This is a genomic window from Streptomyces sp. LS1784 (assembly GCF_020103755.1).
In the GTDB taxonomy this organism is placed as follows: Bacteria; Actinomycetota; Actinomycetes; order Streptomycetales; family Streptomycetaceae; genus Kitasatospora.
The window spans coordinates 1-21,930 of the sequence record NZ_JAHSQD010000094.1 but is presented as its reverse complement, the minus strand read 5'-3'; the positions used below and the strand labels follow the sequence as shown (position 1 = coordinate 21,930).

Sequence of the window (21,930 nt, the reverse complement as noted above, 5' to 3'; positions counted from 1 at the left end):
GGCGGGCGGCGGCGAACCGGGCGCCGCTCCCGCGGCGGGCTCGGGTCCGGCCGCGGGCACCGGCCCGGGTGCGGGCACAGGTCAGGGTGCAGGCACAGGTCAGGCCGGTGCGGACGGGGCCCTCGCCCAGCTTCCCGGGCAGGCCTTCTACGTCTCCGACCGGACCAACGCCGCCCACCAGGTGACCGCGCTGCGCGGTCAGGGCCGGACGGCGGAGGCCGACACGCTGCTGCGGATCGCCGCCCAGCCCTCCTCCCAGTGGCTCGGCGAGCAGGGCGCCCGGGAGATCGCCGAGCAGGTGAGCCGGCGGGCCACCGAGGCCGGCCGGACGGCGGTCTTCGTCGCGTACGACATCCCGCACCGGGACTGCGGCCAGTACTCGGCCGGCGGCGCCCCCGACGCGGCCGCCTACCGGGCCTGGATCACCGGCATCGCGCAGGCCCTCGGCGACCGCAAGGCCTGGGTGGTGCTGGAGCCGGACGCCGTCGCGCACACCCTGGACAACTGCGGGATCAAGGGCGACCTGGCCGCCGAGCGGTACGGCCTGCTGGCCTTCGCCGTCCAGGAGCTGAAGAAGAACCCGAACGCGCGGGTCTACCTGGACGCGGGCAACCCCGGCTGGGCGCAGGACCCGGAGGAACTGGCCACCGCCCTGCGCAAGTCGGGCATCGCGGCGGCGGACGGCTTCGCCGTGAACATCGCCAACTTCTACGACACCGACCGGAACGCGGCGTACGGCGCCAGGCTCTCCGCGGCCCTGGGCGGGAAGAACTTCGTCATCGACACCAGCCGCAGCGGCAACGGGGCGCTGGGGGGCAACGCCTGGTGCAACCCGCCCGGGCGCGCGCTCGGCGAGCGACCGACCACCGAGACCGGCCGGGCCGGGGTGGACGCCTACCTGTGGATCAAGAACCCGGGGGAGTCGGACGGCGACTGCGGCCGGGGCGAGCCCCGGGCCGGCGAGTTCTGGCTGCCGTACGCGCTCGGGCTGGCGCAGGCGGCGCGCTGAGGCCGCCTGCGCCGGCCGCGGGCGTCGGTGTCGTAGGCGGGTCTCGGTGTCGTACGCGGGCCTTGGCGTCCTATGCGGTGACCTGGATCCAGCGGGCGACCGACGGGGTACCGGCGGCGTCCGTCAGGAACAGCATGTACCAGCCGGGCGGCAGCAGGTTGGGGTTGCCGGGCAGGGTGAGCGAGACGCCGTCCGCCGTCCGTCCGGCGATGTCCAGGGCCACCGAGCGCTGCTCGACGTCCGTCACGTGGGTGACCGAACTCGGCCGGATCAGCTTGGCGGTGGCGACCGCCTCCGGCCGGGCGGTGCCGACGTCGACGGTGGTGCCGAGCCTGCCCGCCTGCGGAACGGCACCGACCTGCGGGCGGTCGCCGTGGTACAGGTACGGCGGGGTGTAGAGCTCGATGCGCTGCTCGAAGCCGCCCGGCTGGGTCTCGGCCTTGTCCGCGAAGAGCGGGTTGGAACCCAGGACGGCGACCCGGCCGTCCGGCAGCAGCAGCGCCTCGGAGTGGTAGTTGCGGCCGACGGTCGGTTCGGCGGCGGTGCTGAAGTTGTTGGAATCCGGGTGGTACACCTGCGCCTTGAGCAGGTCGCTGTCGCCCCGGCCGCGGTAGCCGCTGGAGCCGCCGGTGGTGAAGACGGTGTCGTCCGGGAGGATCACGCTGTTGAGGTAGCGGGTGCCGCCGGCCGGCAGGTCCGGGCCCGGGGTGAAGGCGGGCCTGGCGGCGGAGAGGTCCGCGATGTCGGTGCGGGCCGTGGACAGCGGGGACTCGCCGACGCCGCCGCCGCCCAGCACCATCACCCTCTGCGCCTGCGCGGGCGGCAGCAGCACCGAGGAGGAGGTCTCGGTGAGGCCGGGGTCGCGCAGGCCGGGGACGGGCTGGAAGGCCCCGTTCGACAGGTCCCACACACCGGGCTCGCGGCCCTTGTCGCCGGGGCCGTAGCCGCCGTTGGAGCCCGAGTAGAAGAGCTTGCCGGACGCGGTCAGGAAGATCGCCGGGTAGGTCGGGAAGTAGTGGTCGGGGCCCTTGGACCAGGACTTGGTCTTCGGGTCGTAGATCTCGTTGTCGTTGCCGTTGAGGATCTCCCCGGTGTCGTCCAGCCCGGAGACGGTGACCACCCGGCCGTCGCCCAGCCCGGTCAGCGTCGGGTACCAGCGGGCGTGGGCCATGTCGGTGACCGGCTCGTACAGCTCGGTGTCCGGGTTGAACTCGAAGGCGGAGCGGATGCCCTGGTACTCCTGCTTGTCCAGGGTCAGCTTCTCGTTCTGCCCGTACAGGTTGTGGGCGTCGGTGCCGCTCAGGCCCTTGATCCGGTACTGGGCGGGGGAGTCGGAGACGTAGTCCGGGCCCGGGCCGACCGCCTCCACGTACACGTGCTGCTCGCCGGCGGTGACCGCGGTCTGCTTGCCGGAGCCGGTCTTGGTCGCGGCCGGGACTGTCACCGGAGCGGTGCTGGCGTACTCGTGGCCGTTCGGGGCGACGAAGACGGTGCCCTTCGGGAAGGTCCGGTCGCGCTCCGGGCTCTCGTTGCGCACCCGCATGATGCCGGCCGCCTTCTTCACGGCACCGGCCAGCTTCTCGTAGCGCTGGGTGCCGCCGGCCACCAGGACGCGGCCGTCCGGCAGCGAGGTGTGGCCGCCGCAGAACATGTCGGCCGGGGTGGGGATCATCTTGTAGGTGTTCCTGGCCGGGTCCCAGAGCAGGCTTTTGAAGGTGCCCGCGTTGAACTGCTTCTCGTCGTTGCCGGAGCCGGCCACGATCAGGACCTTGCCGGTGCGCAGCAGGGTCGCGTGCACGGCGTTGACCCGGAACTCGGCGGGCAGCGACAGGGTCTGCCAGTGGCCGTACTGGGCCTTGTACTCGGGGCGGTTGATCACGTAGTGGTGGTACTGCTCGGAGGCGAAGCCGAGGACGGCCGGCGCGTTCATCCCGGCCACGGTCAGTGCGACGGTGCTGCCGAGGGCGAGGCGTTTGGTGCGGCCGGCCTTGTGGATCTTCACGGTGGTTGCTCCCTCGGGAGGCGGTCGGGGGCTGCTCGGTGGCTCTGCACGGGTGGCTCTGCTCGGTGGGCGTGGGTCCTCAGCGGGCGGCTCTGTCCACGTGGGAGGGCGTGTCAGTGGGCGGCTCTGTTCAGTGGGAGGGCGTGCCGCTGCCGGCGTGGTCGGATGCGGTTCGTACGGGCCGGGCGGGTGGTGCGGCCTGGGCGGGAGGTACCGGCTGGGCGGGTGGTACGGGCCGGGCCCGCCCGGTGAGCCGGGCGGCTCGGGGGTCGCGGGCGTGGCGCGGGCGGCGCTTCTCCAGGACGACCGTCGGGGCGGCCGCCGGGCCGCCGGTGACGGTGAGGGTGGCGGTGGGGCGGGTCCGGCGGCGGCGGACGGCGTCGCCGGCGGTGATCAGGACCGGCAGGAGGGTGAGCACCAGGGCGATCCAGGCCCAGGCGCGCATCGCGACGTGGTCGTAGCCGGTGACGTAGGACGCGGCGATCGCGCAGCCGAACACCAGCGTCCAGAACAGGTGGAAGCGGAAGGTGCCGAGGCGGTCGGTACTGGCCGAGCGGCCCTTCGGTGTCACCACGAAGCGGCTGCGGCGGCGCACCAGCGCCTGGAGCAGCGAGGCCGCGTAGACCGGACCGCAGAGCGCCGACATCACCATGCCGGCGACCCCGGAGGAGCCGGCCGGTTCGTGCGGGCTCACGTTGTGCTTGCGGTTCCAGGTGTAGAGCAGGAGCTGGAGCGCGGCGGCGTCGCTGTAGAGCATCATCCAGATCTCCGAGGAGACGTGCACGCCCGAGGCGCCGAAGCCCAGGTAGAGCACGCTGGACAGGCCGCCGAGCAGCCAGGTGAGCGCCGCCATGGGGTAGAAGCCCACCATCAGCGAGTAGTTGAGCAGTCGCCCGGGCGACAGCTGCCACAGCACCCGCCAGTACTGGGTGAGCAGGGTCTCGTAGGTGCCGCGGCTCCAGCGCAGTTGCTGGGAGAAGAAGTCGGTCCAGGAGGACGGCCCTTCGCCGACCGCGAGCACGTCCGGGGTGTACACGGACTTCCAGCGCTCTCCGGTCTCCGGGTTTCGACTCCGGTGGAACTCCAGACCGGTCGCCATGTCCTCGGTGACGGAGTCGTACAACCCGCCGATCGACTGGAGCGCACGGATTCTGACGGCGTTGTTGGTGCCCACGAACATGGGCGCGCCGTAGCGGTTTCCGGCGCGTTGGATGAGGGCGTGGAAGAGGTACTGCTGGCTCTCGGAGAATTTGGTGACGGCCGAGCCCGAGCTGCGGTAGTTCCCGTACACCTGGGGGCCGACCACGAATGCCACGTCGGGGTCGCGGAAGTAGCCGAGCATCCGCTCGCAGAAGTCCGGCAGCGGAACGTGGTCGGTGTCCACGGACACCCAGAACTCGTAGTCGTCGCCGTGGGCCTGGAGCCAGGCGTTGTAGTTGCCGTGCTTGCTCCCGGCGCGGAACCGGCCCTTCGGTCGGTTCCAGTGCGGCCGGCCGGCGCGGCTGAAGTGGTGCGCGCCCAGCTCGGCGCAGAGCGCCTGCATTGCAGGATCGTTTCCCTCGTCCAACAGCCAGACGTCGTACGGTCCGTCGTGCCGGACGGCGCGGGCCGCGGTCAGCGTGGCCCGGACCATCTCCGGCGGCTCCTTGCCCGGCACGCAGGTGGTGAGGAAGGCGACCCGGGTGCCCGGCTCCGGCGTCACCGGGACCGGGTCGCGGGCGACCAGCGTGGCGTGGGTGTTGGAGACGACGTTGACCAGCCGGAACACCTCGACGACGGCGATGATGCCGATCATCACCTTGTCGCCGAGCAGCACCAGGGTGTTCGTCTCGTCCAGCCGCTCGGGCCAGTGCTCCGGCAGCAGCAGCCAGACCAGCAGTACCGCCTCCACCACGGGGGCGGCCATCAGCAGCAGGGCGGCGCGGATCCGGTGCGGCTCGCGGCGCAGCAGGCTGCGGTACCGGACGCGGTACGGGGCCGCGGGTGGCGGTTCGTACGGGGCGGTCGGTTCGGGCCAGTAGACGCCGCCACCGAGGTCGTCGTCCTCGCCCGGGTCGTGCGCCGGGCCGGCGAGGCGACTGAAGTGGCCGTAGTCGTAGGGGGCTTCGGGTGTGGGAACGGACCTCAGGGCCGCTTCGTCCAGTTGTCCGTCACCTCGCCCGCGGGCCGTTCCGACGCCCTTTCGTCGTGAGAACGGCGTGGTCATGGCTGCTCCCCCCGGAGTTCGCGCCTTGCTTCGCTACCTCGGCTCCTGCGGTTCTCGGGCAGTTCCCGGGCTGTCCAGCACATTCGGCGTGTGCGACCGGTTCGGTCGTACGTCGGCACGGTGGCCTCGAATCCGGGATACCGATGCGCTTTCCGGCTTCCCCTCCGGGCACGTCGGGATCCCTGGCCTCCTCAACTCTCCCTGAGCGCAACGGTGATCGCAACCAATCGGGGAGATCGACGCCGCGCAGGCATGAAGATGCCACGGTTCCCGGCCAATCCGGCGGGCGTTGATGCTATTGCGGCGAATTCGCTCCGGCCCCGGCGATCCGTTTGAACTCGGAGGCGGCGGAGCGAGGTTGCGGGGGCGCAGCGGAACGGCCGGACCGCCCCGAGAGGCGATCCGGCCGTCGGTGCGGGACCGGGCTGAGGGCGGTCCGGCCGCCGGTGCGGGACCGGGCTGGTCAGAGCGGGGGCAGCAAGGTGGCGCCGGTCGCTGCCTGGACGTCCGCGAAGTCCACGCCCGGTGCCGTCTCCACCACCCGCAGCCCCTCCCTGGTCACGTCGACGACCGCGAGGTCGGTGACGATCCGGTCCACAACTCCACGGCCTGTCGCCGGAAGTGACAGTTCATCGACGATTTTCGGCGAGCCGTCCCGGGCGGTGTGCTCCATCACCACGATCAGCCGGCGGGCCCCGTGCACCAGGTCCATCGCGCCGCCCATGCCCTTGACCATCTTGCCGGGGATCATCCAGTTGGCGAGGTCCCCGGCAGCCGACACCTGCATCGCACCGAGCACCGAGACGTCGATCCGCCCGGCACGGATCATGCCGAAGGAGAAGGCGGAGTCGAAGTACGAGGCGCCGGGGGCGACCGTCACCGTCTCCTTCCCGGCGTTGATCAGGTCGGCGTGCTCGGCGCCCTCCTCCGGGTACGGGCCGACGCCGAGGATGCCGTTCTCCGAGTGCAGCACCACCTCGACGCCCGGCGGGAGGTGGTTGGGGATCAGGGTCGGCAGGCCGATGCCCAGGTTCACGTACTGGCCGTCGCGCAACTCGCGGGCGGCGCGGGCAGCCAGGGCGTTGCGCGGGTCCAGGGTGGGGGTGGGTGCGGTGGCGGCTGGGTCGGGTGCGGTGGTGGTCGGGGTGGGCATCGGTCAGGCCTCCTGGAGTGCGGCGCGGACGGTCCGGCGCTCGATGCGGCGGTCCCCGGGGTCGGCGGCCACCACCCGGTCGACGTACACCCCGGGCAGGTGCACCGCGTCCGGAGGGAGCTCGCCCGGCTCGACGATCCGGTCCGCCTCGACCAGGGTGATCCGGCCCGCCGTCGCGCAGAGTGGGTTGAAGTTCCGGGCGGCGGCGTGGAACACGCAGTTGCCGTGCCGGTCCGCGACCTCGGCCCGGACCAGCGCGAAGTCCGCCGTGATCGCCTCCTCCAGCAGGTACCGGCGGCCGCCGAACTCCCGGACCTCCTTCGGCGGGGAGGCCAGGGCCACCGAGCCGTCGGCCGCGTAGCGCCAGGGCAACCCGCCCTCCTCGACCTGGGTGCCGACCCCGGCCGGGGTGAAGAACGCCGGGATGCCGGCGCCGCCCGCCCGCAGCCGCTCGGCCAGCGTGCCCTGCGGGGTCAGCTCCACCTCCAGCTCGCCGGAGAGGTACTGCCGGGCGAACTCCTTGTTCTCCCCGACGTACGAGGAGGTCATCCGGGCGATCCGGCCCGCCCGCAGCAGCAGGCCCAGCCCCCAGTCGTCCACCCCGCAGTTGTTCGAGACCACCCGCAGTCCGGTGGCGCCGGCGTCCACCAGGGCGCCGATCAGCGTGCTCGGGATGCCGCAGAGGCCGAAGCCGCCGACGGCCAGCACCGCGCCGTCGGGGATGTCCCCGACCGCGTCGGCGGGGGAGTCCAGGACCTTGTCCAAGGGATCACCTCGTGAGGAGTGGGAGGAGGGGCGGGCGTGAGGGGTGGCTGCGAGGGGGTGGTTGTGAGGAGGGGCTGGTCGTGCGGGCTGGTTGTGAGGAGGGGCTGGTTGTGAGGGGCGGCGGAGGGAGGGAACGGTGGGGCAGTGGTGGCAGGGGGAGGGGTGGCAGGGGGAGGGGTGGCCGGCGGGCTCGGGAACCGCACGGAGCCCGTGGCCGGACCAGGCCGGGCTGAGGTCCTGCCTGGGCCGGACCGGGTAGGGCATGCCGCTGGGGTGGCTGCCGTCGGACGGGCTCCGCGCCCCTCCACCGTCACCGGGCAGGGGCCGCCGCAGCCATGGCGGCCACCCCCATGGGCGGGCGCGGAGCCGTGTCGGCAGGCCACACCCGGAGGTCCGGAGGACGGCGACAGACCGACGGTATGTCGGCCGGAGCCACATCCAGACGGGCTGATACGTCGACCGGGCACATGTCGCCGCTCCCATCGCACACCTACGGTTCCCGCATCCACCCCGCCGTACCTCAGGAGTCGGTCACCATGCGCAGCTCGACAACCCCCTCCAGGACCGCCTCCGGCGCCCGCCTGGGCGACTCCCTGACCGGCGGCCCGGCCCGGAAGCTCGCCGCCCTCGCGGCCTGCGTCCTGCTCGCCTCGGGCTGCGCCAAGGCCGGCACGGCCGGGACGAACGCGGCGGACGGTGGATCGAAGGGCCCGATCAAGGTCGGCCTGGTGTACTCCAAGACCGGACCGCTGGCCGCCTACGGCAAGCAGTACCTGGAAGGCTTCAAGGCCGGCCTGAGCTACGCGACCAAGGGCACCGGCGCGGTCGACGGGCACAAGATCGAGTTCGAGGAGCAGGACGACGCCGGCGACCCGGCCAAGGCGGTGTCCGCCGCCAAGGACCTGATCGGCAAGGGCTACAAGGTGCTGGCCGGCTCCACCGCGTCCGGTGTGGCCCTCCAGGTCGGCCCGATCGCGGCCCAGAACAAGGTGCTCTTCATCAGCGGCCCGGCCGCCGCCGACAAGGCCACCGGCCTGAACAAGTACACCTTCCGTTCCGGCCGCCAGTCCTACCAGGACATCAAGACCGCGGCCTCGTTCGTCGGCGACGCCAAGGGCAAGAAGGTCACCGTGCTCGCTCAGGACAACGCCTTCGGCCAGGCCAACGTGGCCGCCGTGAAGGCGGTGCTCGGAGGCGAGGGCGCGACGGTCGACCAGGTGCTCGCCCCGCCGAGCGCCACCGACCTCACCCCCTTCGCCACCCAGGCCAAGGCCGCCAAGCCCGACCTGCTGTTCGTCGCCTGGGCCGGCGACACCGCCTCGGCCCTGTGGACGGCGCTCAACCAGCAGGACGTGTTCGCCGACACCAAGGTCGTCACCGGCCTCGACCTGGCCGCCTCCTACCCGCTGTTCGGCCCGGCCGGCGAGAAGATCTCCTTCCTGAACCACTACTTCGACGGTGCCGCCGGCACCCCGGTGGAGAAGGCCATGTCCGAGGCCGTCACCGCTGCCGGAGGGAAGACGGACATCTTCACCCCGGACGGCTTCACCGCCGCCCAGATGATCGTGCACGCCGTCGAGTCCAGCCACGGCTCCGCCGACGACACCTCGGCCCTGGTCAAGGCCCTGGAGGGCTGGAGCTTCGACGGGGTGAAGGGGAAGACCACCGTCCGCGCCGAGGACCACGCCCTGCTCCAGCCGATGTTCCAGGTGCGGCTGACCGGCACCGGTGCCGCCGCCAAGCCCTCGGTGGAGAAGACCCTGACCGCGGACGAGGCGGCGCCCCCGGTCACTCCGATGGCGGGCTGATCCGGATGTCCGCCCGTACCGCCTCCGCTCCTTCCGCGCCGTCCTCTTCGTCCTCCTCTCCGGTGCTGCGTCTGGACGGGCTCGGTTGGGCCGTCCGCGGCGTGCCGATCGTCGAGGACGTCTCCTTCTCGGTCGGCGAAGGCGAGTTCATCGCCTTCATCGGGCCCAACGGCGCCGGCAAGACCTCCCTCTTCAACCTGATCTCGGGCATCTACCCGGCGACCCACGGCAGCCTCCACCTCGACGGTGCGGACATCACCGCCGAGACGGTGCACGGCAGGGCCCGCCGCGGGCTCGGCCGCACCTTCCAGACCTCCTCCCTGTGGCCGGGGATGACGGTCGCCGACCATGTCCGTCTGGCCGCCCAGGCGGCGGCCGGGCCGCGTGCCTCGTACCGGCTCTGGCGCCGCGCCGACCGCTACGAGCAGCAGCTGGCCGACACCCTGGAACGCACCGATCTCGCCCATCGCGCGGACACCCTGGCCAGTGCGCTCTCGCACGGCGAGAAGCGCAAGCTGGAGCTGGCCGTCCTGCTGGTCTCCGAGCCCCGGCTGATCCTGCTGGACGAGCCGATGGCCGGTGTCAGCGCGGAGGAGGTGCCCGCCCTCACCGAGCTGATCCGTTCCGTGCACCGTGACCTGGGCCGGACCGTCCTGATGGTCGAGCACCACATGGACGTCCTGCTCGGCCTGGCCGACCGGCTCGCGGTGATGCACCACGGCACCCTGCTCGCCCTGGACACCCCCGAGGCCGTGATGGCCGACCCGACCGTGCAACAGGCCTACCTGGGTGAGGCGTTGTGACCTCCTCTCCGTCCTCCGCTCAGCGCCCTTCCCCTTCGGCGCACTCGTCCTCCTCGCTGCCGCCGGCTGCCGAACCCCTCCTCTCCGTCCGTGATCTGCGGGTGGTCATCGACGGGCTGCACATCCTGCACGGCGTCGACTTCGACGTGGCCCCCGCCGGGGTGACCGCGCTCCTGGGCCGCAACGGCGCCGGCAAGACCACCACTGTCAAGGCCGTCATGGGCCTGGTGCCCCGCACCGGAAGCATCCGGCTCCCCGGTGCCGAACTCGCCTCCCTTCCCACACATCTGGTTGTTCGTCATGGCATCGGCTACGCGCCCGAGGACCGGGGGATCTTCGCCGGCCTGACGGTCGCCGAGAACCTCCGCCTCGCCGAGCGCGCCGCCGGGAGCGGGGGCGATGCCGGTGAACCGAACTACGCGCTCGTCCACGAGCTCTTCCCCGAACTCAAGCAGCGGGCCGGACAGTTGGCCGGGACGCTCTCCGGTGGCCAGCAGCAGATGGTGGCGATCGGCCGGACGCTGCTCAACCGCAACCGGTTGATCATCGCCGACGAGCCCACCAAGGGCCTGGCCCCGAAGATCGTTGCCGAGGTGGCCGAGGTGCTGGCGCGTGCGGCCGAGGCCGTGCCCGTCCTGCTGGTCGAGCAGAACCTCGCCCTCGTCCGCCGGCTGGCCGGCACCTGCGCCGTCCTGGCCGACGGCCGTACCGCCCACCGCGGCGACACTGCCGAGCTGTTGGCCGACGAGGAAGCTGCCCGCCGCCTGCTCGGCGTCGGCTCCCGTCACCCGCTCGCCGGCGGGACCCGACCCGCCGACTCCCCGGCCGCCCCTGTCGTCACCGCCGAGGTGAAGCCCTGATGGACACCGTCGTCCTCCTTACCTGTACCGGACTCGGTCTCGGTGCGCTGTACTTCCTGGTCGCCTCCGGTCTGTCGCTGATCTTCGGTCTGATGGACGTGCTCAACTTCGCGCACGGCGCCCTGCTCTCCATCGGCGCCTATGCCACCTGGTGGGCCGGCACCGAGGCCGGCTTCTCCTTCTGGCTCGCGGTGCCGTTCGGCACCCTGGTCGGAACGGCCGCAGCCGTCCTGCTGGAGCTCTTCCTGATCCGGCCGCTCTACAGCCGCCCGCGCGACCAGATCCTCGCCACCGTCGGGGTCGGGCTCGCCGTACCCGCCCTGCTGATGGGGATCTGGGGCGCGGACTCCCGCCCCTTCCCCCAGCCGGAACTGCTGTCCGGCACCTGGCACGTGCTCGGTGCGACCGTCCCGGTCAACCGCTTCGTGCTGGTGGCTGCCGCCGCCCTGTTGCTGCTCGCTCTTCGGTTGTTCCTCGCCCGTACCCGCTACGGGCTGATCGTCCGGGCCGGCGTCGAGGACCGGGCGATGGTCACGGCGCTCGGCATCGACGTCCGGAAGGCGTTCACCCTCGTCTTCGCCCTCGGCGGGGCGGCCGCCGCGCTCGGTGGCGCCCTCGGCGGCCTCTACTTCGGTTCGGTCAACCCCGGCCAGGGGACCGGCCTGCTCATCTTCGCCTTCGTCGTCGTGGTGATGGGCGGCATGGGCTCCGTGACCGGAGCCGCCGTCGCCTCGGTGGGCGTCGGCCTCGTCCAGCAGTTCGCCAACTACTACACCGGCGCAGGGCTCGGCGACCTCTCGGTCGTCGTCCTGCTCGCCGTGCTGCTTCTCGTCCGACCCCGTGGACTCACCGGGAGGCTCGCGTGAGCGCCGAAACACCGATCACGAGCACCGGTGGCCCCGCGGCCGGCCGCAGCGCCGCCGCTCCGGCAGGGGGGACTGACACCAGCCCTGCCGTGACCACCATGCCGACAGAGGGGACTGACACCAGCTCCGCCGACACCGCCACTGTGGCAAGGGGGACTGACACCGGCCTTGCCGCGACCCATTGTGAACACAAGGCCGAGTCCGGCGCCATCCCTCGAACAGGTGATTCAGTCACTTATCGCTGGACAGGTGTGCACAGAGCGCTACGCTGGTGGCCGATCGCTCTGCTGATCACGCTCCTTGTCGCCCCATACAGTGCGCTTCCCGTCCCGGGACTGCTCGACGGCCCGCTCGGCAGCCCCGGAAGCCTCCAGCTGCTCGCCCTGTGCCTGCTCTACGGGGCCCTCGCCACCGGTTACGACCTCCTGCTCGGCCGGACCGGACTGCTCTCCTTCGGCCACGCGCTCTACTTCGCGACCGGCCTCTACGCCACCGACCTCGGCATGCTGGAGCTGCAACTGCCGTTCGCCGCCGCCGCGGTGTTCGGCGTCGCCTGCTCCGTGCTGCTGGCCCTGCTGCTCGGCTCGGTCAGCCTGCGCGTCACCGGCATCGGCTTCTCCATGGTCACCCTCGCCTTCGCCCAGGCCGGCTCGATCCTCGTCCAGCGCAACCCCGGTGGCGTCACCGGCGGCGAGGAGGGCCGCTCCGCCCCGGCCGACCTGCTGCCCGCCGGCCTGCTGGGGATCGAGAACACCGCCAACCTCTACTGGATCGCCGTCGGTTACCTGGTGCTGACGGTCGCCGCGGTCCACTGGGCCGTCAAGTCGCCGATGGGCCGGGTATGGGAGGGCATCAAGGAGAACGAGCGCCGGGTCGAGGTGCTCGGACTGCGGCCCTACGGCTACAAGCTGGTTGCCTTCGTGCTGGCCGGCGGGCTCGCCGGGCTGGGCGGGGTGGTCTACCTGCTGCTGACCGGTGGAGCCACCCCGCAGGCCGCCACCTCGGACGCCACGCTCGCGCTCCTGGTCATGGTCGTCCTCGGCGGCTCCGGCACCCGCTGGGGGCCGCTGCTCGGCGGTGTCCTGTACACCTGGGCGAGTCACCGCCTCGGCGACCTCGCCAACTCGTCGACCGTCGCCGACCTACCGGCGGTGCTGCGCGTGCCGCTCTCCCAACCCCTGTTCCTGCTGGGTGCCCTGTTCGTCGCCGTGGTCTACCTGCTGCCCGGCGGCCTGGCTAGACTGCCCGCCCGCATCCGATCCGCCCGATCCGGCCGCTCCGCTCCGGCGCAGGCCGGCCTCGGAGCCGCCCGCCCCACCGGAGGTACCCCCGCGTGAGCCAGTCGCCGCTGAAGCCCGAGGAGTTGACGGTCCCCGTGCCCGGTGGGGACCTGGCCGTCCTGCGCTGGCCCGCCGACGACCCGCAGGCCCCGACGATCGTGGCGGTGCACGGCATCACCGCCAACGGCCTCGCCTGGTACGAGGTCGCCCGCCGGCTCGCCGGGCGGGCCACCCTGCTCGCGCCCGACCTGCGGGGCCGCGGTGCCAGCCGCACGGTCGCCGGGCCGTACGGGCTGGCCCGGCATGCCGACGACGTGGCTGCGCTGATCGGTGCGCTCGGTTCGGGGCCCGTCACGGTGGTCGGCCACTCGATGGGGGCCTGGGTCACCGCCCTGGCCGCCGTCCGGCACCCCGACCTGGTCCGCCGCGTCCTGCTGGTCGACGGAGCGTTGACCTTCCCGCTGCCGGAGGGCGTCCGCGAGGAGGACGCCCTGGCCGCGGTGCTCGGTCCCGCGCTGGCCCGGCTGTCCATGACCTTCCCGGACCGGGACGCGTACCGGGAGTTCTGGCGCGGACACCCCGCCTTCGCCGACGAGTGGACCGAGGGGATCGACGCCTACACCCAGCGCGATCTCGTCGGCGCGGAGCCCGAACTGCGCTCGTCCTGCGTGCTGGAGGCCGTGCAGACCGACGGCGCCCAGGTCCTGCTGGACGAGGGCGCGGCCGCCGCCGTGCGCCGGCTGCCCTGCCCTGCCGAACTGCTCTGGGCCGAGCGCGGCCTGTTCGACGAGCCGCAGGGCCTCTACGACCACGAGCGGATCGGGCTGGCCGGCCTGGACCCGGAGCGGGTGCCCGCCTCGCCGGTGCCGGACACCAACCACTACTCGATCCTCTGGGGCGAGGCCGGGGCGGAACGCATCGTCCGCCTCCTGCTCGCGGACGCCCTCACCGCCGGGTAGTCGGACGGTCGCGGGAGCCGACCGGGACGACAGCGGCCGGCGGGGTCCCAGCCCCCGTCGGCCGGTGCCGGTGCCCGTTGCTCCGCCCTTCGGCGGGTCAGCCCGCCGTGCCGAGGAAGCTCTCCCAGCCGCCCGCCGGCGCCTGGCCGACGTTGAGCGAGCGCAGCTTGCGCAGGGTGGACTGGTCCTGCACCTCCAGCCACTCGACGAGCTGCTTGAAGGAGACCAACCGGACCTCCGGCTTGCCCGCGATGGCCTTGAGGGCCTCTTCGACGGCGTCCATGTAGATGCCGCCGTTCCACTGCTCGAAGTGGTTGCCGATGAAGAACGGCGCACGGTTGCTGTTGTACGCGCGCTCGAAACCCGCCAGGTAGGAATTGGCGGCCTGGGTGCGCCACTCGCCGTACATGGCCGGGTCGCCCTTGGTGCTGCCCTTGGACTGGTTGGCCAGGATGTTGTAGTCCATCGACAGGACCTGGAAGGTGTGCCCGGGGAACGGGATGGACTGCAGCGGGAAGTCCCAGACCTTGCCGTCCTGCACCTTCTGCGGCCATATCTGCAGGCCGCCCGAGGAGCTGGCGTCGTACTTCCAGCCCAGCTTGGCGATGGTCGGCAGCAGCGCCTTCTGCCCCTCCAGGCACGGGGTGCGGCCGCCGATGAGCTCCTTCTTGTAGTCGAAGGGGAGCGGGTCGACGTCGGTGAAGCCGGTGTTGGTGCGCCACTGGGTGACGAAGCCTATCGCCTGGTCGATCTCGCTCTGCCAGTCCTCGGGGGTCCACACGTTGACCCCGTTCTTGTCCGGACGGCTGGAGCAGAAGTGCCCGTTGAAGTGGGTGCCGATCTCGTGCCCGGCCAGCCAGGCCTGGCTGATGAGCTTGAGCGTGCTCTTCACCGCACCGTCCGACAGGTACGGGATGTCGGAGGCGCCGACCGAGTGCTTCGGCGGGTGGTACAGGTCGGCCTTGCCCTTGGGCAGGGCGTAGATGCCCGAGAGGAAGAAGGTCATCGTGGCCTTGTACTGCTCCGCCAGCTTCAGGAAGCGGGGGAACTGGCCGTCCTCGGTGCCGCCCGCGCCGTCCCAGGAGAAGACCACGAACTGCGGCGGCCGCTCGCCCGGCTTGAGCTTCTCGGGCTTGGGCTGGTTCGGCTGCGGGCCGGTGTCCGCATTGGAGCCGTCGCCGATCGGGGGGCCCTTGGGCACCACCGCCTGGGTGGGGTCGCCGGCACCGCCCTGAGTGGTTCTCGCGCCGCCGGGACCGGGGGAGGTGGAGTCCTGGCCCGAGCCGGATCCGCCGCTGGAGCAGGCCGTGACCGCGCCGAGGGCCGCGGTCGCAGCGGTTGCACTGAGCACCGTCCTGCGCGAGATGCTGGTCATGGTCTCCCCTGGGTGCCGATGCCGGTGGTGGGGGCGGGCCGCAGCCGCACCGGTCAAATCGGGCAATTGATGAGTATTTCGCCGTTAGCATGTCATGTCGCCACAGTGGCCACGAAGGTCGCCCGAGCGCTGACGACTCTCAACACGCGGGGCGCATCCGGCTGGGCTGCGGGGATGCGCCGACTGTTGCCGTCCTGTGACGCTTTCCACCCCGTGCGGCCCGGGCAGTACGGTACCGCCGGTCAGCCCGCGCCCCGTCCGAGTCCGTCGGCGTTCGGCCCGGTTGGTCGCCCTTTTGGGAAAACTTTTGCCCCTTGCAGGGCTGGGCGGCCCGAAGCCCGCCAGGGGCGCGCGCCGACCGGAGTGTCCCAGCCGCAGTGACCCGGCCGGAGAGGATCAGCCGCAGCGACCCGGCCGTGTGCGGGACGGTCGGCAAGGGACGGCCGGCAAGGGGCGGGCCGGTCGGGACCGGCCATCGGTCGGGAACGGGCGCCGGGATGCCGGTCGGACCGTCAGAGGGCGGCGAGCCGCCGGGTGCGGCGCACCATGCGCGCGATCGCGGTGCTGATGGCCGTGGCCGCCGCGCAGGAGACCACGAGGCTCAGCCAGGCGGTGTTGAACCAGTGGCTGTTCAGCCAGCCCAGCGTCACGATGTAGGCGGCCCAGACCAGCGCCGCCAGCGCGGACCAGTGCAGGAACCGGTGCGGATGGGCGGGGGAGTGGCCGATGGCCAGGTTGAGGACGGTCCGCCCGGCCGGGACGAACCGTGCGATCACCACCATCGCGGCGGCCGCGCCGTGGGGGCGTTCGACCAGGGCCTGCTGGACCCGGGTCACGCTGGCCGCCAGTTTCGGGCGCCGGGCGAGCCGGCGGTGCAGCGCCGGGGCGCCGCGCCGGGCCAGGTTGAGCAGCAGGAGGTCGCCCAGGAAGGAGGCCACCGCCACGCCCAGTCCGAGCATCAGGGGCGCGCCGTCGATCTGCGCGGTCTTGAGCACAGCCAGGATGACCAGCGTCCCGCTGGGGATGAACGGAAGGAGGGCGTCCCCGAGCACGGCGACGATCGCCAGCGCGCAGATCCACGAGGATCCGATCGCCGCCACGAAGTTCAAGGCCCTTTACTCCCTCCAGGCCGCCCGGGGGAGCAGGTGGCTGCAGGGGTCAACGCTAGCGCCTCGACTTTTCATGCCATGAAGCACCCCGGTATGGCAGGGGTCACGGCCACTGATTCCGGCCGCGCCCCGAGGTGGCGAACCGCGGGCCCGGGCCGGCCGGGGCGAGGGGCGCCCGGGCGGGGGAGGGGCGCCGCAGCCGGAACGAGCCCCCGGGGCGGGGTGCCGCGCCGAGGGCTCGCAGTGATCGTCCAGTGCTGGTCCAGCCCGACGATCTTGCTGGTGGAGTGCGGATCCCGTTCGGTGGCCCGCTCCTGAGCCCCAGCCTGCCGGACGCCGGCCCCCTGTCGCGAGTCCTGACGTTGGCGACTTCCGGCGCTGGCGGGAAGTCGCCAACCGTGTTCGCCCGCTGGCTCTCCGTCAACCGGGCGTTCGGTCGGACTTCCGTCCGGAATGGCCGAAACCCGCCTGGACCGTGGCCGGACGACACCCCGGAGGCGGGAACAGCGAGCCCCCGGCCGTGGTTGACCCCGGTCGGCGACAGCGACCGGCGGGCCACCCGGGACCGCGTGGTCGCCCACGACGGCCGGCTCAAGGACGGCAGCCAGGAGGGCGGACGGGATGACCACCGAGGACCAGCAGCAGCGCGGGGACGGGCCGACGGTCGGCGCGGCGATCCGGGGCGCCGCCCGCGGAACGGCGCCCGCTCCGCTCTCGATCCTCGACCTGGCCACCGTCGGCGTCGGCTACACGCCGGCCGAGGCCCTCGCCGCCACCACAGAGCTGGCCCGTCGGGCCGAGCAGTGGAGCTACCACCGCTTCTGGGTGGCCGAGCACCACGGCATGCCCGGGGTGGCCAGCTCCACCCCCGCCGTCCTGCTCGCCCACCTCGGGGCCAACACCACGACGCTGCGGCTCGGCTCGGGTGGCGTCATGCTCCCCAACCACGCCCCGCTGGCCGTCGCCGAGCAGTTCGGCCTGCTGGAGGCCCTGCACCCCGGGCGGATCGACCTCGGACTCGGCCGTGCCCCCGGCACCGACCCGGCCACCGCCCGGGCGCTGCGCCGCGGGCTCGCCGAAGGCGCGGACGACTTCCCGCAGCAACTCGCCGAGCTGACCCACTTCCTCGACGGCGACTTCCCGGACGGCCACCCGTACGCCCGGTTGAGCGCCGTCCCCAAGGGCGAGGGCCGCCCGCCGGTCTGGCTGCTCGGCTCCTCCGGCTTCAGCGCCCAGCTGGCGGGCCGCCTCGGCCTCCCGTTCGCCTTCGCCCACCACTTCAGCAGCGCCAACACCATCCCGGCGCTGGACCTCTACCGGTCGTCGTTCCGCCCCTCCGCCGTGCTCGCCGAGCCGTACGCGCTGATCGGCGTGAGCGCGGTCGCCGCCGACGACGAGCCCTCGGCCCGGCGGCTCGCCCGCTCGGCAGCCCTCGGCATGCTCCGCCTGCGGCGCGGCAACCCCGGCCCGATCCCCACCCCGGAGGAGGCCGAGCAGTACCCGTACAGCCCGGTCGAGGCGGACTTCATCGACAGCTGGCTCGACAACGTCGTGCTCGGTGACCCGGGCCGGGTCGCCGACGGCCTGGAGGCCCTGCGCAAGCGGACCGGCGTGGACGAGCTGATGGTCACCTCGCACATCCACGGCCACGAGGCCCGCCTGCGTTCGTACGGCCTGATCGCCGAGGCGTACGGCCTGACGGCGACGGCCTGACCGCGACGGCCTGACCGGCCATCGGGACTGACGGCCCACCGGCCTGCCCCGCTCCGTCCCGGCCCCGCGGCTACCGGCCGTCCGGGGCGGGGCGGCCCTCGCGGAGTATGGCCGCGACCAGCTCGGCCTCGCCGGGGCGGGCGAAGTACCAGCCCTGGGCGGTGTCGCAGCCGGTCAGGCGCAGCCGCTCGGCCTGGGCGGCGCTCTCGATGCCCTCGGCGGTGACGGTCAGGCCGAGGGTGTGGGCGAGCTGCACCATCGCGCCGACGATCTGCTCGTCCGCGTCGCTGCGTCGGGAGCCGAGCTCCGGGAGGCCGGGGCGGTCCGCCGGGGCGGGCTCGCGGAAGCCCTCGATGAAGGTGCCGTCCAGCTTGAGCACGTGCACCGGCAGCCGGGAGAGGTAGGCCAGGTTGGAGTAGCCGGTGCCGAAGTCGTCGATCGCGATCCGCACGCCCATGTCGGCGAGCGCCTGGAGGGCCTGGAGGGGGCGGCCGCCGGGGCCGAGCAGGGCGCTCTCGGTGATCTCCAGCTGGAGGAGCCGGGCCGGCAGGCCGGTGCGTTCGAGGGCCCGGGCGACGTCGGCGACGATGTCGGAGTCCCAGATCTGGCGGGCGGCCAGGTTGACGCTCACGAAGGTCTCGGTCTCGGGGAACTCGGTGAGCCACTGCCGGGCCTGGCGGCAGGACTCCTCCAGCACCCAGGTCCCGAGCGGCACGATCGCGCCGGTCTCCTCGGCGAGCGGGATGAAGCGGTCCGGGGAGAGCGTCCCGTAGCGGGGGTGGCGCCAGCGGACCAGCGCCTCCGCGCCGTGTACGGTGCCGTCGGCCAGGCCGACCAGCGGCTGGTACTCGATGGTGAACTCACCGCGTTCCAGGGCGGGGCGCAGCGCGGTGGCGAGCAGCTGCCGGGTGAGCTGGTGGGCGCCGCGGTCCGGGTCGTAGAGGGTCCAGCGGGCGCGGCCGTCGGCCTTGGACCAGTAGAGCGTGGCGTCGGCGTCCTTGACCAGGTCGGTCGGGGTGGTCTCGTGCACGGACCGCTCGACCACACCCACGCTGGCGGTGATCACCAGCCGGTGCCCGGCGACGTCGAAGGGACGTTCCAGCACCTCCAGGATCCGGGTGGCGAGCTCGGTCAGTTGCTCGCTGCCCAGGCTGTCGGTGACCAGGACGGCGAACTCGTCGCCGCCCATCCGGGCCACCAGGTGGGTGTCTCGGCCGTCGAACCCGCGTCGCAGCCGGGTGGCGACGGCGGTCAGCAGCTGGTCGCCGATGTGGTGGCCGAGTGCCTCGTTGATCGCCGCGAAGCCGTCGAGGTCCAGGTAGCAGACCCCCACCCGGCGTTCGTCCGAGGACTCGACCGGGCCCGGCTGGTCGGTCGGGGCGAGGCAGGCGGCGTCGAGCCGTTCGAAGAAGTAGGCCCGGTTGGGCAGCCGGGTCAGCGGGTCGTGCAGGGCCTGGTACTCCAGCCGGTCGCCGAGCCGGCGCTGCTCGGTGATGTCCTCCACCAGCGCGAGGGTGTAGAGCGGCTCCCCGGCACCGTCCCGGATCAGCGAGACGGTGACTTTGCTCCAGACCGTGTGGCCCTCGCGGTGCTTGAGCTGCTTCTCCACGCGGAACCGTTCCCGCTCCCCGCGGACGAGTTCGGAGAAGAGCCGGTCCGGCATGCCCTCCGGGTCGATGATCTCGTGCAGGTGAGTGCGGACCAGTTCGCCGACGCTCCGTCCGATCAGGGCGGCGAAGGCGGGGTTGACCTCGATGATCCGGTCATCGGCATCGATCAGGGCCATGCCGATGACGGCGTCGCAGAAGGCGGCCCGGAAGCGGGACTCGCTGGCCCGCAGCGCGGCCAGCAGCCGGTCGGTGCCGACGTTCTCCAGGCCGGTGCCGCCGTCCGCCGGGCCGTTGCCGATGAGTCCCCGGCCCCGGTGGGCGTCGCCGGTGAGCGGGGCCGAGCAGGTGGGGCAGAGCAGCAGCTCGGGCTCCGCCAGCGTTCCGCAGGTGCTGAGGGCGGCGGCTCCAGGGGCCGGTCCGGAGACCGATCCGCCGACGGGGCCGCCCGCGGATCCGGAGGCCGGTTCCAGGACCGGCGAGGCGAGGTGGCGGCGGCGCGGTGATTCCTCGTGCCGCACGCCCGGGTGGTGTGCGTCGGCCCCCTCGTTCTGGCCCGGCACGGCATGCTCCCGTCCGCTGCTGACGCTTGACGATGGTTCGGCCGGCCAGTCGGGACCTAGCGGCCGGCTCCGCACTCTGTCGCGGTCCTCGGAGTCGGTCCGCTGCGGGGCCGCCCGTCGTGGGGCGCCGGTGCGCGGGGACCCGCCTGAAGGACAGGGCGCTGCGGCCGATCATAGGCCGCGACGGCAACGCGCGGTGACCGCCGCCAGAGTGATTCGCCCGCTTTGTGATCATGAATGGCGGTACGTGCAGACGCCCCCGGTGCACATCACATGATGTGCACCGGGGGCGCGTGCGCCGAAGCCGCGCCCCTGGGCGCCGGTCGCGCGCCGGAAGCGGAGCGGAGCAGGCCGGGAGCGGAGGGGCGGAAGGAGCCGGAAGGGGCGGCGGAGAAAGGAGGAGGAGGGGGGCGGCTCAGGCCAGCTTGGCGGTGAGCGTGATGGTGGTGCCGGCCAGGGCCTTGCTGACCGGACAGTTGGCCTTGGCCTCCTCGGCGGCCTGGACGAAGCCGGCCTCGTCCAGGCCCGGCACGTCGCCGGTGACGGTCAGGTGGATGCCAGTGATCCCTTCGCCCGGCTGGAAGGTGACGTCGGCCTGGGTCTCCAGGGTGGTGGGCGGGGTGCCGGCCCCGGTGAGGCCGTGGGAGAGCGCCATCGAGAAGCACGCCGAGTGGGCGCCGGCGATGAGCTCCTCCGGGCTGGTCTTGCCGTTGGCCTGCTCGGCGCGGGAGGGCCAGGACACCGGGAACGTGCCGATCCCGGACGTTTCGAAGGTCACCTGGCCCTGGCCGGCGACGAGGTTGCCCTTCCAGGCCGTACGGGCGGTGCGGGTGGTTGCCACGATCGGTACCTCCATCACTGGGGACTGCTGCATTGCCTGCTGCACTGCCGAGGGAGTGTTCGAGCGGTCACTTTCGGTCATGCGCACCCCAGCCTACGGGCAGAGCCCTCTCCGGTCCGGTGTGCGCCGCAGCGGTCGGGTGCGTTGCGCCGCGCTGGTCCGGCGCGTCACGCCGCGGCGGTCGGGCGGGGTGCGGCGTGCGGCGGCGGTTCCGTGCCGCTGTCCGGATCGTGGACGGTTCCGTTCGGCGGTGCGGGGCCGGAGTGGGGGCCCTGTTAGATTTGCCCGGGCCCGAGCCCGGCCGCCGTACGGTCGGGCGCCCACTCCAGACACCGGGAGCCGCCCCGATGACGGACCACTCCACGACCCCCGACGCCAGTCTGCCCGAGGGGATCGACGACGCCGTACGGGCCGAGCTGACCAGCCTGCGCGAGAGCATCGACAACATCGACGCCGCGGTGGTCCACATGCTGGCCGAGCGCTTCAAGGCGACCCAGCGGGTCGGCCGGCTCAAGGCCGAGCACAAGCTGCCGCCGGCCGACCCGGCGCGCGAGCGGGCCCAGATCAAGCGGCTGCGGGAGCTGGCGGCGGGGGCGAAGCTGGACCCGGTCTTCGCGGAGAAGTTCCTGAACTTCATCATCGCCGAGGTCATCCGCCACCACGAGGCCATCGCCCGCGCCTGAGCCCCGGGCCCGGGGGCCGCGCCCGAAGACGGAGCGACTCCCGGGCCGGTCCCCGGGCGCTCCCCGGACGGGCCCCGAGCGGCCCCCCCGGGACACCCGGTGATGTCGGCGGAGGCTAAATGACCGATTTCGCCAGGCTCCACGGTTGGCGTAGCGTGCAGGTTTCCCCCAGCCGGAGAGGTGGAGCAGCGACGATGGCGGTGAACCTGCCCGAAACGCCCAGCGGAGCCCCCAGCGTTTCCGCGTCGAACGCCCATGGGGTGTCGGGCGGCCGCGCCGAGGCCCGCCGCCGGGCGCGCGGTTCGCGCGGCCGCAAGGCGGGCCGCCC

At 72.8% G+C, this 21,930-nt stretch carries 17 protein-coding genes; 9 read left to right on the top strand and 8 right to left on the bottom strand.

All coding sequences use genetic code 11. From position 1 onward, the window contains the following. A partial coding sequence (locus tag KS423_RS14135) for a glycoside hydrolase family 6 protein (RefSeq protein ID WP_224279022.1) occupies positions 1 to 1,009 on the top strand: 1,009 nt, incomplete at its 5' end. Between the two features lie 70 nt (positions 1,010 to 1,079). Here KS423_RS14135 and KS423_RS14130 read toward each other — a convergent pair. The 4 genes from KS423_RS14130 to KS423_RS14115 form a co-directional block, all read right to left on the bottom strand. After that, positions 1,080 to 3,011, bottom strand: a complete 1,932-nt coding sequence (locus tag KS423_RS14130; RefSeq protein WP_374119951.1) for a galactose oxidase-like domain-containing protein — start codon at positions 3,009 to 3,011, stop codon at positions 1,080 to 1,082. 130 nt (positions 3,012 to 3,141) lie between these two features. After that, positions 3,142 to 5,217 carry a glycosyltransferase family 2 protein gene (locus KS423_RS14125; protein WP_224279020.1) on the bottom strand — a complete coding sequence of 692 codons (2,076 nt, stop codon included), beginning with the start codon at positions 5,215 to 5,217 and terminating at the stop codon, positions 3,142 to 3,144. A gap of 463 nt (positions 5,218 to 5,680) precedes the next feature. Then, on the bottom strand, positions 5,681 to 6,370 hold the full coding sequence (locus KS423_RS14120; RefSeq protein ID WP_308020187.1) for a 3-oxoacid CoA-transferase subunit B: 690 nt from the start codon (positions 6,368 to 6,370) through the stop codon (positions 5,681 to 5,683). A 3-nt stretch (positions 6,371 to 6,373) separates the two neighbouring features. Further along, on the bottom strand, positions 6,374 to 7,135 hold the full coding sequence (locus tag KS423_RS14115; RefSeq protein WP_224279018.1) for a CoA transferase subunit A: 762 nt from the start codon (positions 7,133 to 7,135) through the stop codon (positions 6,374 to 6,376). 536 nt (positions 7,136 to 7,671) lie between these two features. Between KS423_RS14115 and KS423_RS14110 the strand changes: the two genes are divergently transcribed. From KS423_RS14110 to KS423_RS14085, 6 genes are all read left to right on the top strand, one after another. Beyond that, positions 7,672 to 8,943 (top strand): substrate-binding domain-containing protein, encoded by a 1,272-nt coding sequence (locus KS423_RS14110; RefSeq protein WP_224279016.1) that lies wholly within the window; start codon positions 7,672 to 7,674, stop codon positions 8,941 to 8,943. Positions 8,944 to 8,948: 5 nt separating this feature from the next. Beyond that, positions 8,949 to 9,746: an ABC transporter ATP-binding protein gene (locus tag KS423_RS14105; protein WP_224279014.1), complete on the top strand. Its 798-nt coding sequence runs from the start codon at positions 8,949 to 8,951 to the stop codon at positions 9,744 to 9,746. 101 nt (positions 9,747 to 9,847) lie between these two features. Then, positions 9,848 to 10,606, top strand: a complete 759-nt coding sequence (locus tag KS423_RS14100; RefSeq protein WP_374119950.1) for an ABC transporter ATP-binding protein — start codon at positions 9,848 to 9,850, stop codon at positions 10,604 to 10,606. After that, entirely contained in the window at positions 10,606 to 11,472 is an 867-nt protein-coding gene (locus tag KS423_RS14095; RefSeq protein ID WP_224279012.1) for a branched-chain amino acid ABC transporter permease, read from the top strand. The genes KS423_RS14100 and KS423_RS14095 overlap by 1 nt, the downstream gene beginning before the upstream one ends. Positions 11,473 to 11,681: 209 nt before the next feature. Then, on the top strand, positions 11,682 to 12,809 hold the full coding sequence (locus tag KS423_RS14090; RefSeq protein ID WP_224279026.1) for a branched-chain amino acid ABC transporter permease: 1,128 nt from the start codon (positions 11,682 to 11,684) through the stop codon (positions 12,807 to 12,809). Further along, entirely contained in the window at positions 12,806 to 13,711 is a 906-nt protein-coding gene (locus KS423_RS14085; protein WP_224279010.1) for an alpha/beta fold hydrolase, read from the top strand. Before KS423_RS14090 ends, KS423_RS14085 begins: the two co-directional genes overlap by 4 nt. 97 nt (positions 13,712 to 13,808) lie before the next feature. On the opposite strand, the gene KS423_RS14080 is transcribed toward KS423_RS14085, so the two are convergent. Together KS423_RS14080 and KS423_RS14075 are read right to left on the bottom strand one after the other, a co-directional pair. Continuing rightward, the gene (locus KS423_RS14080) at positions 13,809 to 15,086 is read right to left on the bottom strand and encodes a hypothetical protein (protein ID WP_224279008.1); all 1,278 of its coding nucleotides are present in this window, start codon (positions 15,084 to 15,086) and stop codon (positions 13,809 to 13,811) included. A gap of 512 nt (positions 15,087 to 15,598) precedes the next feature. Next, positions 15,599 to 16,186 (bottom strand): DedA family protein, encoded by a 588-nt coding sequence (locus tag KS423_RS14075; protein ID WP_224279024.1) that lies wholly within the window; start codon positions 16,184 to 16,186, stop codon positions 15,599 to 15,601. Positions 16,187 to 16,816: 630 nt separating this feature from the next. Between KS423_RS14075 and KS423_RS14070 the strand changes: the two genes are divergently transcribed. Next, on the top strand, positions 16,817 to 17,908 hold the full coding sequence (locus KS423_RS14070) for an LLM class flavin-dependent oxidoreductase (RefSeq protein WP_224279006.1): 1,092 nt from the start codon (positions 16,817 to 16,819) through the stop codon (positions 17,906 to 17,908). Between the two features lie 70 nt (positions 17,909 to 17,978). On the opposite strand, the gene KS423_RS14065 is transcribed toward KS423_RS14070, so the two are convergent. Beyond that, positions 17,979 to 20,078 carry a bifunctional diguanylate cyclase/phosphodiesterase gene (locus tag KS423_RS14065; RefSeq protein WP_224279004.1) on the bottom strand — a complete coding sequence of 700 codons (2,100 nt, stop codon included), beginning with the start codon at positions 20,076 to 20,078 and terminating at the stop codon, positions 17,979 to 17,981. A 415-nt stretch (positions 20,079 to 20,493) separates the two neighbouring features. Beyond that, a complete protein-coding gene (locus tag KS423_RS14060; RefSeq protein WP_224279002.1) occupies positions 20,494 to 20,919 on the bottom strand; it encodes an OsmC family protein in 426 nt (141 codons plus the stop codon). Positions 20,920 to 21,266: 347 nt separating this feature from the next. On the opposite strand from KS423_RS14060, the gene KS423_RS14055 reads away from it, so the two are divergent. Further along, positions 21,267 to 21,602, top strand: a complete 336-nt coding sequence (locus KS423_RS14055) for a chorismate mutase (protein ID WP_224279001.1) — start codon at positions 21,267 to 21,269, stop codon at positions 21,600 to 21,602. Positions 21,603 to 21,930: the final 328 nt, after the last annotated feature.